This is a genomic window from Micromonospora sp. DT15, assembly GCF_049841475.1.
Lineage (GTDB): Bacteria > Actinomycetota > Actinomycetes > Mycobacteriales > Micromonosporaceae > Micromonospora.
The window spans coordinates 258,180-271,310 of record NZ_JBNCKJ010000009.1 but is presented as its reverse complement, the minus strand read 5'-3'; the positions used below and the strand labels follow the sequence as shown (position 1 = coordinate 271,310).

At 70.6% G+C, this 13,131-nt stretch carries 14 protein-coding genes; 8 read left to right on the top strand and 6 right to left on the bottom strand.

The window, feature by feature from the left end:
• Window positions 1-195: 195 nt before the first annotated feature.
• Complete coding sequence (locus ACLQ3F_RS21405; protein ID WP_425850990.1) at window positions 196-927, top strand: LPXTG cell wall anchor domain-containing protein; 732 nt, start codon at window positions 196-198, stop codon at window positions 925-927.
• Window positions 928-995: 68 nt separating this feature from the next.
• Here ACLQ3F_RS21405 and ACLQ3F_RS21400 read toward each other — a convergent pair whose 3' ends face one another.
• Window positions 996-1,298 (bottom strand): MerR family transcriptional regulator, encoded by a 303-nt coding sequence (locus tag ACLQ3F_RS21400; protein ID WP_357202949.1) that lies wholly within the window; start codon window positions 1,296-1,298, stop codon window positions 996-998.
• An 832-nt stretch (window positions 1,299-2,130) separates the two neighbouring features.
• On the opposite strand from ACLQ3F_RS21400, the gene ACLQ3F_RS21395 reads away from it, so the two are divergent.
• From ACLQ3F_RS21395 to ACLQ3F_RS21385, 3 genes are all read left to right on the top strand, one after another.
• On the top strand, window positions 2,131-2,349 hold the full coding sequence (locus ACLQ3F_RS21395; RefSeq protein WP_425850989.1) for a VOC family protein: 219 nt from the start codon (window positions 2,131-2,133) through the stop codon (window positions 2,347-2,349).
• Window positions 2,350-2,483: 134 nt separating this feature from the next.
• Window positions 2,484-2,981, top strand: a complete 498-nt coding sequence (locus ACLQ3F_RS21390; protein WP_425850988.1) for a SigE family RNA polymerase sigma factor — start codon at window positions 2,484-2,486, stop codon at window positions 2,979-2,981.
• On the top strand, window positions 2,981-4,021 hold the full coding sequence (locus ACLQ3F_RS21385; RefSeq protein ID WP_425850986.1) for a hypothetical protein: 1,041 nt from the start codon (window positions 2,981-2,983) through the stop codon (window positions 4,019-4,021). Before ACLQ3F_RS21390 ends, ACLQ3F_RS21385 begins: the two co-directional genes overlap by 1 nt.
• 8 nt (window positions 4,022-4,029) lie before the next feature.
• Here ACLQ3F_RS21385 and ACLQ3F_RS21380 read toward each other — a convergent pair whose 3' ends face one another.
• Complete coding sequence (locus ACLQ3F_RS21380; protein ID WP_425850985.1) at window positions 4,030-4,464, bottom strand: VOC family protein; 435 nt, start codon at window positions 4,462-4,464, stop codon at window positions 4,030-4,032.
• A gap of 31 nt (window positions 4,465-4,495) precedes the next feature.
• The gene (locus tag ACLQ3F_RS21375) at window positions 4,496-5,479 is read right to left on the bottom strand and encodes a hypothetical protein (RefSeq protein ID WP_425850984.1); all 984 of its coding nucleotides are present in this window, start codon (window positions 5,477-5,479) and stop codon (window positions 4,496-4,498) included.
• Between the two features lie 314 nt (window positions 5,480-5,793).
• On the opposite strand from ACLQ3F_RS21375, the gene ACLQ3F_RS21370 reads away from it, so the two are divergent.
• The 4 genes from ACLQ3F_RS21370 to ACLQ3F_RS21355 all read left to right on the top strand — a co-directional run bounded on the left by ACLQ3F_RS21370 (window position 5,794) and on the right by ACLQ3F_RS21355 (window position 9,651).
• Window positions 5,794-6,972 (top strand): sensor histidine kinase, encoded by a 1,179-nt coding sequence (locus ACLQ3F_RS21370; protein ID WP_425851057.1) that lies wholly within the window; start codon window positions 5,794-5,796, stop codon window positions 6,970-6,972.
• The gene (locus ACLQ3F_RS21365) at window positions 6,962-8,170 is read left to right on the top strand and encodes a hypothetical protein (protein ID WP_425850982.1); all 1,209 of its coding nucleotides are present in this window, start codon (window positions 6,962-6,964) and stop codon (window positions 8,168-8,170) included. The genes ACLQ3F_RS21370 and ACLQ3F_RS21365 overlap by 11 nt, the downstream gene beginning before the upstream one ends.
• Window positions 8,143-8,856: a response regulator transcription factor gene (locus ACLQ3F_RS21360; RefSeq protein ID WP_357202965.1), complete on the top strand. Its 714-nt coding sequence runs from the start codon at window positions 8,143-8,145 to the stop codon at window positions 8,854-8,856. Before ACLQ3F_RS21365 ends, ACLQ3F_RS21360 begins: the two co-directional genes overlap by 28 nt.
• Window positions 8,857-8,928: 72 nt before the next feature.
• The gene (locus ACLQ3F_RS21355; RefSeq protein WP_425850980.1) at window positions 8,929-9,651 is read left to right on the top strand and encodes a hypothetical protein; all 723 of its coding nucleotides are present in this window, start codon (window positions 8,929-8,931) and stop codon (window positions 9,649-9,651) included.
• 115 nt (window positions 9,652-9,766) lie between these two features.
• On the opposite strand, the gene ACLQ3F_RS21350 is transcribed toward ACLQ3F_RS21355, so the two are convergent.
• From ACLQ3F_RS21350 to ACLQ3F_RS21340, 3 genes are all read right to left on the bottom strand, one after another.
• Complete coding sequence (locus ACLQ3F_RS21350) at window positions 9,767-10,519, bottom strand: lysophospholipid acyltransferase family protein (protein ID WP_357257948.1); 753 nt, start codon at window positions 10,517-10,519, stop codon at window positions 9,767-9,769.
• Window positions 10,520-10,618: 99 nt separating this feature from the next.
• Window positions 10,619-12,679: a glycogen debranching N-terminal domain-containing protein gene (locus tag ACLQ3F_RS21345; protein WP_425850978.1), complete on the bottom strand. Its 2,061-nt coding sequence runs from the start codon at window positions 12,677-12,679 to the stop codon at window positions 10,619-10,621.
• Window positions 12,679-13,050, bottom strand: a complete 372-nt coding sequence (locus ACLQ3F_RS21340; protein WP_355008943.1) for an SCP2 sterol-binding domain-containing protein — start codon at window positions 13,048-13,050, stop codon at window positions 12,679-12,681. The genes ACLQ3F_RS21345 and ACLQ3F_RS21340 overlap by 1 nt, the downstream gene beginning before the upstream one ends.
• Window positions 13,051-13,131: the final 81 nt, after the last annotated feature.

Sequence of the window (13,131 nt, the reverse complement as noted above, 5' to 3'; positions counted from 1 at the left end):
TGCCCGGTCGAGACGATCACCGCGGCGGCCTTTCAGCACGGTTCGGGGCGAGGCACCGGACGAGCGGGAACGTCGTCTTGGGCGCAACGATCTGAAGGCGGCCGTGACGCAGCCTGGGACGTCTATCCATCTTGCCCTTTCGCGCACTGACGGTAGTATCTCCGTGTTTTTGCTTGCAACGGGGAGGAAGACCACATGCGATGGAAGTTCCCGGCCGGCGCCCTATTGGCGCTGGCCTTTTTGATTCCGGCGGCACCGGCGGTGGCTCACATTGAATCGCCCGGGCTGAACGAGGCCTGTCAGGCGGTCGAGCGCAAGGCGTACAAGGACATCCGCGAGCTTTTCACCATCGACCTGGACACCGCCCCCGAGCAGGAGGTACGGGTGTTGGCCGCCCAGATCCTGTCCGCGGCGAACGCCGACTCGTTGCCCATTCTGCCGGGTGCCATTCAGGAGGCACTGAAGGGCACTGAGGAAGAGCTCCGCGCGTTCCTCAAGACGAATGTGCAGGCAGCCTGGTCAACGGCTCTGCGGATCACTGTGGTTCGCACGCTGACGGATGCTGGCCCCAACGTGGAGGCGGCCGCACAGACGGTGCTCCGCGAGGCGGCCGTCGATTCCTATCTGGCTTACCTGAACGACGGCCTGTACGCCGCCCGTGAGCTCGACTGCACGTCTCAGCCCACCCCGACGCCGACGTCTCAGCCCACGCCGAGCGCTACGCCCAGCGCCTCGACGACCGCTGCACCGACTCCTACTGCCTCTGCCAGCCCGGGTGCCCCCGGCGGCGAGGGTGGCGAGGGCGGTGGGCTGCCCGTTACCGGTGCCGGCACCGCGACCGTGGCCGGCATTGGCAGTGTGCTCCTGCTCCTCGGCGGCGCGGGCTACCTGATGGGGCGCCGACGCCGTTCCCGCTTCGTGGCATAGCTCAGCCTGATGCGCCCGGCTCGATGCTTCGTCGGGCCGGGCGCGTCTGCGCCGCACAAAGGGTGTGCTCAGCCCTGCTGGTGGCGCTCATTGCGCCGAAGGGCCTCTTCGAGTTGGTCCTCAAGAATGATGATTCGGCAGGCCGAGGCCATGTCGGTGCCCTGGTCGCACATCTCCCGGGCTCTCGCGGCAAGGCGCAGTTGGTAGCGGGAGTAGCGGCGGTGCCCGCCACTGGAGCGCTGCGGGTCGATCAGTTTCGCATCGCCGAGTCGGCGTAGGAAGTCCTGCGAGCAGCCGAGGATCTCGGCGGCGCGGCCCATCGTGTAGGCGGGGTAGTCCTCATCGTCGAACATGTCGTCGGGTTGAGCCATGGAACCTCCATCACGAGGGCCCCGGTGCTCGGAAGCACCGGGGCCCAAGGGTTGTGGGTCAGGAACACCATCTACCGACAGAACGTCGGCTTGTCTTGTCCGCACCAGCCGTCAGGGACGACTTCGGGTGCGAGGATCGCATAAGCGTGACCGGAGACCACCTCTCGTTCGATGGAAACTGCGGTGTCCGCGCCCAGCCCACGAAAGCGACTGGCAGCGGGCGATCCAACGGTGTAATGCCCTCCCTTGCCTCTGATTTCCTCTGTCGTACTCCGTGCTGCCCGTCGGTGTCCGAGCCCCACGCGACTTCATGGCCCTGACACGTGCGACGAACCCTTCTCAACCTCGGGTGAAGCCCTGAACAAGCGTCGGCCCCACCCGCTGTCACACGCCTTCCACGTACTACCTACTACCCAGCGACGGCGAGTGCCCGTCGCCTAACTGAGCAGGCCCTACAAGCTTCCTGGGCCCCACTCCTTCGCCCTCGTGCGGGGCGGCAACGTCAGCGTCTTTGTTTGCTCTCTCGACCCCAGGAACGTTAGTCGGCGACGGCACGAATGTCTAGCGCTTCGCTCATAGATTTTCTCCGAGGACGGAGATAGCCCCGCCCGCGCGCAGCTGTCTCCTGGCGCTCAGCACCAGCGCTGCGTTGGTAGCGTCGGGCCGTGTCGATGTTCCGCACTCCTCAGGTGATCCTCTTCAGCGAAGACGTCTCCCGCGCCGCCGAGTTCTACGCCGGTCTCGGCTTCACTGAGACCTTCCGGGTGCCGGCCGAGGCGAGCCGATCCACATCGATCTCGTCCTCGACGGCTACAAGATCGGCGTCGCCTCGGTGGCCTCCACCCGCGACGATCACGGGCTCGACCCCGTACCCCAGGGCCAGCGCGCCGCGGTGATCCTCTGGACCGACGACACCGCCGCCGCGTACGCCGAACTCACGGCGAACGGCGCACCAGCACTTGCCGCACCACACCGGTGGCTCGACCGCCTGCTGATCGCCTGGACGGCCGACCCGGACGGCAACCCGGTCCAGATCGTCCAACAGCTCTAGAGCGCAAACCAGTGATGACGTGCCGCAGGGGGGCACCTACGTCAGCGACAGGTAGGCGCGTCACGGCGGCCCTGCTCGGTAGAAAGTGCCCGGCGAGTGTCTACGGGTTGGCCGGCCTACGGCGTTAATAGGGCGTGACGTTCGAGGAGTACGCGTTCGCTCGCACTTCAGCGCTGGTGCGGCTCGCCCGGCTGCTGACCGGTGACGAGCACCGGGCCGAGGACCTGGTTCAGGAGGTCCTCGCCCGGGCGTACGCCCGGTGGGGGCGCATCTCGCGGACGGACCAGCCGGACGCGTACGTGCGACGCATGCTCGTCAACACCCACAACTCGTGGTGGCGTCGGCTCAGCAGCCGGGAGATCTCGGTTGCCGCGGTGCTCGATCGGGCCGACGGGGTGGACGAGGCCGCCGGCGTCGCCGAGCGCGACGCGCTGTGGCGGTTGGTCTGTGATCTGCCGGCACGTCAGCGCACCGTGATCGTGCTGCGCTACTACGAGGATCTGGACGACTCGTCGATCGCGGAGATCCTCGCCTGTTCGACAGGGACGGTACGCACACACGCCAAGCGGGCCCTGGCGTCGCTGCGTCGACGACAGGGTGCGGCAACCCACGCATGGGCGGGAGACCTCTGATGTTCAGTGACCTCGACGAGCAGCTCGCTACCACGCTCAGGCATCGGGCGGGAGGCGACATCGACCCGACGCCGATCGTGCAACAGGCCCGGCATCGGGGCCGGCGGTTGCGGCTGCGGCGGCGGGGGCTGATCATCGGCGGCGTGGCGGCGGCGTGTGTCGCTCTCACCTGGGTGGTGCTGGCGATCCCGGGTGTTCGGAGCACCGATGACCCGGTCATGCCGGCCGCGGCACTGATGCTGCCGAAGGCGCAGAGCGATGGGACCGTACGCCCCGAGGAGGTCGGCGCGGATCCCGCGACAGTGCACTTCACTACCGACACGCTGGTGAACGGTGCCGACTTCGCCACGTGGCGCACCGGGCGCGGCATCGAGAGCGTCGAGTTCCGGGGTCCGAGCGATCAGGCGCGTTTCGCGCTGGCGCGCACCGAGGCGTTGCTCGACGGGCTCCAGCAGACGCTGTCCTCGCAGGGGCGACCGCAGGGGCGGACCGAGATACGGGTCGGCGACCGCTCGGGGGTCGCCTGGTTCGATCCGTCCGGCGACCGGAAGCTGTGGTTCGTCCGCTGGCAACCCGCCGACGGGCTCTGGGCCCAGTTGGACAGCTACGCGACCACCCTTGACGACGCGACGGGTACGGCGAGCCGGGTCCGGTTCGACGGCGCCCACCGCTGCGCCGTGCCGTTCCGCCTGGAGTCGCTGCCGCCCGACGGACGGCTGCTGGAGTGCTCGGTCACGCTCGGCCGGTCAGCGCGGGACTTTTTCGTCGAGGGCGCTCTGGTGGTCGGTGACGCATCCGGCCGTTGGCTGACCGTTCGGGCGCAACCCGCCCCGGCCCGCGACGCCCGGCCCGCGGATCTCGTCGCCGGCCCCTACCGGGCCCGTCGGCAAGGCAGTGACGTCCTGGAGATGGTGGTCAAGCCCTGCGTCGTCGAGGCGTTCCGCAAGGGTTGGGGAAACGGCTACACCGAGGCGGAGGGCTTGGCGATCCTCGGCGGGTACCGGCCGGCCCGCGACCTCGACCGCCTGGAGACCTGGTGACGCCGCGCTCAGGCTGAGGCCGCCGCCACGCAAAATTCGTTGCCCTCCGGGTCGGCCATCACCACGTGTTGCTGGTCGAACTCCGCCAGGACCCGTCCGCCGGCCCGCACCAGCCGCTCGGCCTCAGCCCGGATCCGCGCCCACTGCTCGTCGGAGTTGCCGTGGCCGGGCACCCGGATGTCGATGTGGAGCCGGTTCTTCGCCGTCTTGGGCTCGGGCACGTTGAGGATGGAGAGGTAGGGGCCGACACCATCGGGGTCGCACAGCCACGCGCCGTGCTCGGGAAGGTCGTCCTCTGGCAGGTCGAACTGCGCGTGCCATTCCGCGCGGGTGGCGAAGGGCGGCGGTGGTGGCTCGTCGATGTAACCCAGGGCCTCCTTCCAGAAGGCGGCGAGCACCTGTGCGTCCGTGGAGTCGAGGGTGAGGGAAATCCGAGCTGCCATGACCGGGACGGTAGCGCGTACCTCCGACTTTCTAGACGGGCCCCAGCAAGGCGGCCAGAGCGGCGTCGCCCTGGCCAAGTTGCGCACCACCCGTCGCTGGCGCGACCAGGAACCGTTGGCAACCGTCGAGTTCCACGTACCGGTCGGGGCCCGCCCCTTCGAGCGGGCGCAGCACCGCGAAGCGGCTCGCCGGGGTGGCACAGTCGACCACCGCCCGGCGGTTGGACAGCCCTCGGAGCACGCCCGCCTGACGCTCGGCCGGCAGCGGGCCGCCGTACACGAAATCACCCGGCGGTTTCTCGCCCTCCTGGAGCGACGCGGGCACCTCGTAGACGCAGAGGCGCAGCGGCCCGGCGGTCGAGCGGGCCGGCGGAGGCGGCCCGGGGCGGCCATTGCGGGTCTCCACCCACACCAGGTCCGTCCACTGTTGGGCACATCCGGCGGCCTCGGCCGCCGCGGATTCGACCTGCCGGATGGTGCGGGTGTCCACAGTGGTCCACTGCGGCCCGGCCAGAGCGGCGATCACCTCGGGGTGCGGCTTGTCGCAGGAGTCCGTCGGGATGTGGGGCCGGAGCCAACGCCCCCGCTCGTCCACCAGTGCGAGCCACGGCGGAATGACCATGTCGAGGGTGCAGGCCACCTTCCCGTTGGCCTGTTCGTCGGGAAGGCGCAGCGCGGTGAGCAGCCGTGCGATCTCCTCGGCGCGTCGCTCGGTGGCGACCTGCTCCTGGCCACCATTGGGTCCCGGCCGAATCTCCCGCCCGCAGACCACGGCCGCGACCGGTGTGAACGTGGGGTCGATGCGACCGATCGTCGGCTCGTCCACGGCCAGTGGCGACGCCTCCATGGTCATCTCACCGGCCCTGGGCGCCTCCGTGGCGCAGGAGGTCCACCCGTCGACGATCTGAGCCGGAGCGGGCTCGTCGGCCCGACCCGGCCCAATCTCCGTGCCACCGCAGCCGCCCAGCGTCATGCCGAGCAGTGCCACCGCGAGTGCGGTACGGGAGAAGCGCATCCGGCTCACCACCTTTCCATCCGGGGATGAGACGGACGACGGGCGACCCCGGTTCCGGCCGGGTGGTCGCTCCATCGCACCCGGTGATCGACTCGGTTTTCATGATGTCGGGTGGTCAGCCGGCTCCGGACACCCCGACTTCCGTGAACGCGAGTGGATCACGCCCGCCCGCCGCAGCGCCCACAGCACAGAGTGACACATTAGCGACACTCCGCACACAATGGAGACCCCGCCACGGTCCGCCATGCTATTGTCCGATGTCGATCTACGCCGCGTGGACCCGGACCGGGTCGTTGTCGGAAGGACACTTCCCGATGCCGGCCGTTGCCACCCCAACCGTGCCGCCGCCCACGCTGGACAATCCCGCCGGCGGGGCCCTGGGCCTCATCTTCACCACGTTGCCAGCGCTGCTGCGGCTGAGCTGCGGGCTGTTCGGCGCGGCGGTCGCCGTGTCGGTGCAGACCCCGCCGGTGCAGCAGGCGGTGCTGCTGCCCGCCGTGGGGGTGCTGACCGGCTGGTCCCTCTGGTACGCACACCGCGCGTTGCGCCACGGCATCGGCCCCGGCCTCGTCGGCGGTGACGTGGCGGTCACCGCGCTGACCTGCCTGCTCATCCCGGTGCTGATGGCGCCCGAGGTGCTGCCCGGCGAGGGCAGCTGGATCGCCGTGCTGGCCAGCACCACGGTGATCAACACACAGGCCACGACCTCGGCACGCTGGTCGATCCCGGCCGGGCTACTCGTGATAGCCACCTACGTGACGGGGGCGCAGGCAGCCGGCAACCCCACCGAAGCCCGGGCGCACGCGGCCACGCTACTGGCACAGACCGCCTGCACGGCGATGATGGCGGCGGTCATGCGCCGACGCATCGGCCGGGCGGACCGCGCCTTCGTCGAACACCAGCGGCTGACCCGGGAGGCGTTGGTCGCACGCGCCGCCCGCGAGGCCGAACGCCAGCAGAACCGCGACCTGCACGACACGGTGCTCGGGACGCTGACCATGGTGGGGCTGGGCGCGGTGGCCGGGCCTTCGACAGTCTTCCGGGACCGCTGCGCGGCCGACCTGCGTACCCTCGTCGCGCTCACCGACGTCGGCCCGGTGGCCGGTGACGGCCCGGTGCCGCTCGACGGGCGGTTGCGGTTGGTGGCCGACCGGCTACCCGAGCTTGCGGTACGGCTGGACCTGGAGTCCTGCGCCGTCCCGGTCGGCGTGGCCGACGCGATCAGCGAGAGCGCCTACGCGGCGCTGTCCAACGTGGTCCGCCACGCGCCGGGCGCCGGGGCCACGCTGCGGCTGACCCGCGACGCCATCGGCGTCGTGGTCGAGGTCGTCGACGACGGCCCCGGCTTCGACCTGGCCACCGTCCCACCGCACCGGTACGGGTTGCGCGAGTCCATCTGTGGCCGGATGGCGACTGTCGGTGGCCGGGCCGACGTGCACTCGGCCGTCGGCGTGGGCACCCGGATTCGGCTGGAGTGGCCCGGTGTCGGCTGACCTGAACGCCCCGGCGCACCCCACCGACGCGCCCGAGACACCGAACTGGACCAGCGTTCCGACGCCTCGGGAACCGGAGTCCCCCGCGGCGCTCGCCGCCCCGGCCGCCGTGGCGCACGCGTCCGACCGGGGTGCCCGGATCGCCGCCGTCGCCATCGCGTTGGCCTGGCACGTCGCGATCGCGCTGCCGGCGGTGCTGTCCGCCCGTGCGGAGTTCGCCGCGCCAGCGGTGGTGCTCGGCGCCTGGGTACTGGTCGCCGTGACCGGCGCGGTCGCCGGGGTACGGCTGCTGCAAGGCTCGCCGCTGCCGCCGTGGCCGCTGGCCGGGCTGCTGCTCGTCGTCGACGCGGCCGTCTTCGCCGCGGCCGGTGAGCGGCAGTTGTTCACCGCCGCCAACTGGGTGTGGGGCACGCTCGGCTGGTTCTTCGTGCTGGCGGTGTGGGGCCGGCGCGTCGTGGGGCTGATCGCGCTCCTCAGCACGCACGCGTTGATCGCCCTGGTCGCGGTGCTCGGGCACGGCCCCGATCCGGCCGACGTGGCCCGCTACGTGATGTACGTCTACGGCACGTTCTCGCTGCCGGTGGCGGTCTTCGTCGGCAGCACCGTCATCGTCGGCCTGGCTCGGGAACGGGCCGCCGTGTCGGCCGCCGGTCACGCGATGGCCGCGGAGCGGGACGCCGCCGAGCGTGGCCTTCGGGAACGCCGGGACCGGCTGGCCCTGGTCAGCTCGGCGGCCGGGCGGGTCCTCGGGGACCTGGCCGCCGGCCAGGCCGACCCGGACGACCCGGAGGTGCAGCGCCGGTGCATGCTGGCCGCCGCCCGACTGCGCCGGCTGATCGCCGAGTCCGACGATGTGCCCGACCCGCTGTTGCACGAGTTGCGAGCCGCCGCCGACCTGGCGGAACGCAACGGCCTTCCGATCGACCTGGTCACCATCGGCACCCCGCCGCCGCTGCCGGTGGAGGTCCGCCGCCGGCTGGCCGACCCGCTCACCGGCACCCTCGCCGACGCCCGGGAATGGGCGCGTCTGACAGTGGTCTCCGGCTCGGACGAGGTGGTGGTCAGCCTGGTCACACCGGACCGGGAGGGGCCGGAGTCGACTGGCCCGCCCCCCGGGGAGCACAACGACGGGCCGGTGGAGTACCTCTACGAACGGGACGGAAACATCAGATGGGCGCAGACCCGGTGGCGGCGGTGACCGGCGATCGACCGGTCGGGGTGGCGATCGTCGACGACCATCCGGTGGTGGTCGAGGGGGTCCGCGCCTGGCTCGCCACCGAGCCTCGCCTGACGGTGCTCGCCACCGGAGACGACCCGGACGCGGTGCTGCGGGCGGCGCCGCACGCCGACGTCATACTGCTCGATCTGCGACTGCACGGGCGGATGGCGTTGGACAAGTTGGCCGAACTGAGCGCCGCCGGCCGGCGGGTGGTGGTCTATTCGGAGCACACCGACCCGCAGACGATGCTCGCCGCGTTGGACGCCGGGGCGGTGGCGTTCCTGGCCAAGCACGAGGGCCGGGAACACTGCGTGGAGACGGTGCTGGCCGCGGCGAGCGACCGTCCGTACGTGCCGCCGGCGCTGGCCGGTGCGATGGTCGGCGACCCACGGCCGGACCGGCCGATGTTGTCCGACAAGGAGCGTGAGGCGCTGCTGCTCTGGTTCCAGTCGATGTCCAAGGCGTCGGTGGCCCGGCGGATGCAGATCAGCGAGCACACGGTGAAGCAGTACGTCGACCGGGCACGGATCAAGTACACCCGGGCGGGGCGACCCGCCGCCACAAAGGCGGCGCTACTCGCCCGTGCGATCGAGGACGGTCTCGTCCGCCCGGAGGAGATCGGCATCTACCGGTCACAGGCGGCGCACGACCGGCCGACCCCCTAACAGGCGTCATGACAGGGGCGCGCCGGTCCGGAAGGCTTCCTTACACAGCCAGCTGACCGGAAGGTCGTGACGATGCACGCCGACGCGTCCCCCTTCTTCATCGGTCCTCACCGGTTCGACGCCACCGACGACGACGTGGGCCCGACCCTGGACCGCCGCTACAACCTGCGACCCATGCCCGGCGAGCGGTTGCTCGGGCGACACCGGCTGCTGGTCGCGGGCTACCTGCTCGGGCCGAGCGAGGTGCGACGCCGCTGGCAGTTGCCCGAGCCGGTCGCGGTGACCGTGACCGACCAGCGGATCTGCTGGGTGGGCAGTGGCTCGCACCTGTCGCTGGTCGCCGACGGCACGCACCGGGCCCGGCCACCGGCTCGACTGAACGGCCTGATGAGCGGTCAGATCCGCTGGCAGTGGCCGTCCCGGTTGGAGCTGCCGACGAGCGCGCCGGACGTCCCAGCCCAGCTGCTGATCGTCTGCGACGCGCTGCGCACCATTCAGCAGCCGGCGTTGGCCTTCAGCGGAGTGACAGCCGAGGTCGTGGCGCTGGCCCGGCAGGTCCGCCGGGCGGTTGCCATGTTCCGGCTCAACCGTCCACAACTGGTCGACCTCTCGGCCCAGGAGCGCGACGTGCTGCTGCTGCGGGCCGGCCCCGGTCTGCTCGCCGGCGACACCCGGATCACGCTGCCCGGCTCGTTGCCGGTGGAGTTCCACTCCCGGGACGACTACTACCGCTCAAGACCGGATCCGACCTCGTGGGGCGGGCTCGCAGGCGGCGCAGCATCCGGGCAGCGGTGACACCGACCGTCCGCGTCGGCAGACACCGTTCTGCCCTGGCGCGGAGCGATCCAGCCAGCTAGGGCGTGCGTCGAAGCCCCGGGCCCACCGAGAACGTCGACACACGCCTTCAGCGTCAGGCGCTGGGAGCGGGGTGTTCGGCGGCGGCGTCCAGAGCGGCGGCCTCCTCCGGCGTGGGCGCGCTGCCGCCCAGGTGCGCGGGCTGCCACCAGGTGTCGTCCGGGCCGGCCGGGGTGTCCGGATAATCCCGCTGTGCCCGGTCGACGAGGGCGCTGAGGCGGGTGGTCAGCTCGGCGGCCAGCACGTTCGGGTCCGGGAAGTCCGCCGGGCTGATCGGCTCGCCGATCAGGATCGTGATCGGCGTGTGCCGACGGGTCAGAGTGCGCGGGCGGCCCTTGGTCCAGAGGCGCTGGGTGCCCCACAGCGCGACCGGCAACACCGGCACCTTCGCCGAGCGGGCCATCCGGACCGTGCCGCTCTTGAGCTCCTTGACGGTGAACGACCGGCTGATCGTCGCCTCGGGGAAGACGCCGACGACCTCGCCCTTCTTGAGCGCGCCAACGGCGGCGCGGAACGAGGCAGCGCCGGCCTGCCGGTCCACCGGAATGTGCCGCATACCGCGCATCAGCGGGCCGGAGATCTTGTGCGTGAAGACCGAATCCTTGGCCATGAACCGCACCAGGCGGCCCGACGCGTTCGCGCCCAGACCCGCGAAGATGAAGTCGAGGTAGCTGACGTGGTTGCTGGCCAGCACCGCCCCGCCCGTGCGGGGTACGTGGTGGGCGCCCTCGATGGTGATCTTCAGGTCGAGGACCCGGAACAGCGTCTTGGCGGTGGCGATAACGGGCGGGTACACGAGCTCCGGCATTCGCAGAATCTACCCTGACCGGCTGGGGATCGGCTGGGTGGCGACCCGGCGGCGGCGACGCGAGCGGCGGCGCCACCGCCGGTTCGGCGGCCGAATCGATCAGTCCGCGAGGTTGTCCAGATCCAGTCGACCCCGGGCGAACGCGTCCACCCGGCCCCAACGACCGGGGATGTCCAGCACCTCGATGCGACCCATCCCCACCGGCAGCCGTGGCTCGACCGCCAGGTGACCCTCGTGCGGCTCCAGACCGAGCATGGTGCGCAGCAGCAGCAGCGGGGTACCTGTCGACCAGGCCTGCGGGCTGCACGCCGTCGGGTACTCCACCGGGAACTTGGTCAGCTCCCGCGGGTAGCCGCCGAACGCTTCCGGCAGCCGGCCGTCGAAGTACGTGGCCGCGTCCAGGATGCCGTTGGCGATGGTCGCGGCCTCCTCGGCGAAGCCGTACCGGCGCAGACCCCAGGCGATGAACGAGTTGTCGAACGGCCAGATCGTGCCGTTGTGGTAGCCGATGGGGTTGTAGCGGGCCTCCCCCTCGGCGAGGGTGCGCACCCCCCAGCCGGAGAAGAGCCGCGGCCCGACCAGGTGCGCGGCGAGCTTCTCCGCCCGCTCGGGTTCGACGATCCCGCTCCACAGCAGGTGGCCGATGTTGGAGCTGAGGATGTCGCACTGCCGGCCGTCCGGGTCCAGGGCCAGGGCGAAGTACTCACCGTCGTCCACCCACCAGTCCCGGTTGAACCGCTCCTTCAGCTCCGCCGCCTCCCGCTCCAACTGGTCGGCGAACTCCGGATCACCCCAGAACTCGCGCGCCAACCGGGCCGCGCGGACCTTCGCGTCGTACGCGTACCCCTGCACCTCGCAGGTGGCCCGGGGGAACGGCGGCAGCGTGCCGTCGGAGTAGGAGATTGAATCCCAGGAGTCCTTCCAGCACTGGTTCTCCAGGCCGGTGTCGGTGTTGCGTCGCTCGTACCAGATGTAGCCGGTGCCAACCAGGTCGGCGTAGTTGTCGATCCACCTCAGCGCCGCCCGGGACTCCTGCTCCAACTCCTTGACCAGCGCGACGTCCCCGCTCCACTTTTCGTACTCGTCGAGCAGCACGATGAACAGCGGCGTCGCGTCGACCGAGCCGTAGTACGGCGAGTGTGGCTGCTCCTCGAAGGCCGCGGTCTCGCCGTAGCGCATCTCGTGCAGGATGCGCCCCGGGTCCTCGTCCCGGAAGTCGTCGAACCGGCTGCCCTGCAGGGACGCCAGGATGCGCAGCGTCGTCTTCGACAGCTGCGGGGTGAACGGCAGTGTCTGCAGGCAGGTGAGGATGCTGTCCCGGCCGAACATGGTCATGAACCAGGGCAGACCGGCGGCCGGCAGGGTGGCACCGCCCAGCGACAGCGGCGAGAAGCGCAGCGCCGCCAGGTCGATCAGACTGCGCCGGTACGTGCTCGCCACGCGCCCGTGCTCGCTGTTGACCTTCGGTGCGTCGGCGATCCACTTCTCCAGGTCGTGTTGGAGGGCGAGCCGCTCGGTGCCGTGTTTGCGCAGGCCGAACCGCAGGTCCCGGCCACCGGGTCCGACCGCGTAGGTCTGGACGTCGATCGAGGCATCCCACTGCTCGTTGGGCTCCAGATGCACGGTGTACGAGAAGCCCTTGCTGTCGTACCGGGCCGACGTCGACGACGAGATGACCGTCTCCCGCCGGAAGTTCCCCCGCCGGTACCCCAGCCGCAGCCGGTCCGACTCCACCTCGGTGTAGATCTCGCCCTTCTTGTTGAGGATCTCGTCCTTCACCTGGAACAGGTCGGCGAAGTCCGACGCCGCGTCCATTCGGACTTCCAGGTCGACAGGCTTCTCGTCGTGGTTGAGGATGGTCAGCTGCTCACAGAAGCTGCCGCCCACCGCGCGCTCGCGGATGATCGACAGCTTCGCGTCCACGTAGTGCGTGGCCATCCCTGGGACCAGGAAGAATCGCGACTCGAAGTACTGAAGGTCGTCGTAGGAGAGCGAGTTGAGTCGCTCACCGTTGATGGTCAGCACCCAGGTCGACAGGAACCGGGTGTCGATGGAGAAGAGCCCGGTGGGCTCGCTCGGCGTCGCCTCGATGTCACCGGTGTCCTCGCAGACGACGAACGTGTTGCCGTCCAGGATCCGGATCGTGTTGCTCTGCCCCATCAGTGCTCCTCCCCCGCGAATCGCCGACGCGGCCCACGGGCGTCCGGGGAGCCCGGAAAGATCCGCTCCACCTGTACGACGAGGCGAGCGTCACCGGACACCGTCATGTCCCCCCGCAACAGCGCCGCCAGCCCGTGCTCGCGCCCCGAGGCGATGTCGTCGAAGAGGACCGGGCTCGCGCCGATCACCGTGTCGGCCTCCTGGTCCTCCTGACTGACGTTCAGCCGGCCGTGATCGATCCTCAGCAGCCAGTGCCGGGTCTGCGCCCCCTCGTGCAGGTCGATCCGCAGCGTCCCGGAGGTCTTGGCCAGCAGAGGTTCGTACCCCCGCCGGTCCAGGTCCTCGAAGAACCTCGTGGTCGCGTCCACCATCGGGTCCACTCCTCCCAGTTGCCGGACCGGGGATCCCACCCACCGCGCTCGCGTCGCACGGACGGCCGGCGTTGCACGTCC

Excerpts from the sequence above, each read along its gene's own strand:
- ACLQ3F_RS21405 (WP_425850990.1), top strand. The coding sequence starts at position 196 with ATGCGATGGAAGTTCCCGGCCGGCGCCCTATTGGCGCTGGCCTTTTTG.
- ACLQ3F_RS21400 (WP_357202949.1), bottom strand. The coding sequence starts at position 1,298 with ATGGCTCAACCCGACGACATGTTCGACGATGAGGACTACCCCGCCTAC.
- ACLQ3F_RS21385 (WP_425850986.1), top strand. The coding sequence starts at position 2,981 with ATGTTCAGTGACCTCGACGAGCAGCTCGCTACCACGCTCAGGCATCGG.
- ACLQ3F_RS21380 (WP_425850985.1), bottom strand. The coding sequence starts at position 4,464 with ATGGCAGCTCGGATTTCCCTCACCCTCGACTCCACGGACGCACAGGTG.
- ACLQ3F_RS21375 (WP_425850984.1), bottom strand. The coding sequence starts at position 5,479 with ATGCGCTTCTCCCGTACCGCACTCGCGGTGGCACTGCTCGGCATGACG.
- ACLQ3F_RS21370 (WP_425851057.1), top strand. The coding sequence starts at position 5,794 with ATGCCGGCCGTTGCCACCCCAACCGTGCCGCCGCCCACGCTGGACAAT.
- ACLQ3F_RS21360 (WP_357202965.1), top strand. The coding sequence starts at position 8,143 with ATGGGCGCAGACCCGGTGGCGGCGGTGACCGGCGATCGACCGGTCGGG.
- ACLQ3F_RS21355 (WP_425850980.1), top strand. The coding sequence starts at position 8,929 with ATGCACGCCGACGCGTCCCCCTTCTTCATCGGTCCTCACCGGTTCGAC.
- ACLQ3F_RS21350 (WP_357257948.1), bottom strand. The coding sequence starts at position 10,519 with ATGCCGGAGCTCGTGTACCCGCCCGTTATCGCCACCGCCAAGACGCTG.
- ACLQ3F_RS21345 (WP_425850978.1), bottom strand. The coding sequence starts at position 12,679 with ATGGGGCAGAGCAACACGATCCGGATCCTGGACGGCAACACGTTCGTC.
- ACLQ3F_RS21340 (WP_355008943.1), bottom strand. The coding sequence starts at position 13,050 with ATGGTGGACGCGACCACGAGGTTCTTCGAGGACCTGGACCGGCGGGGG.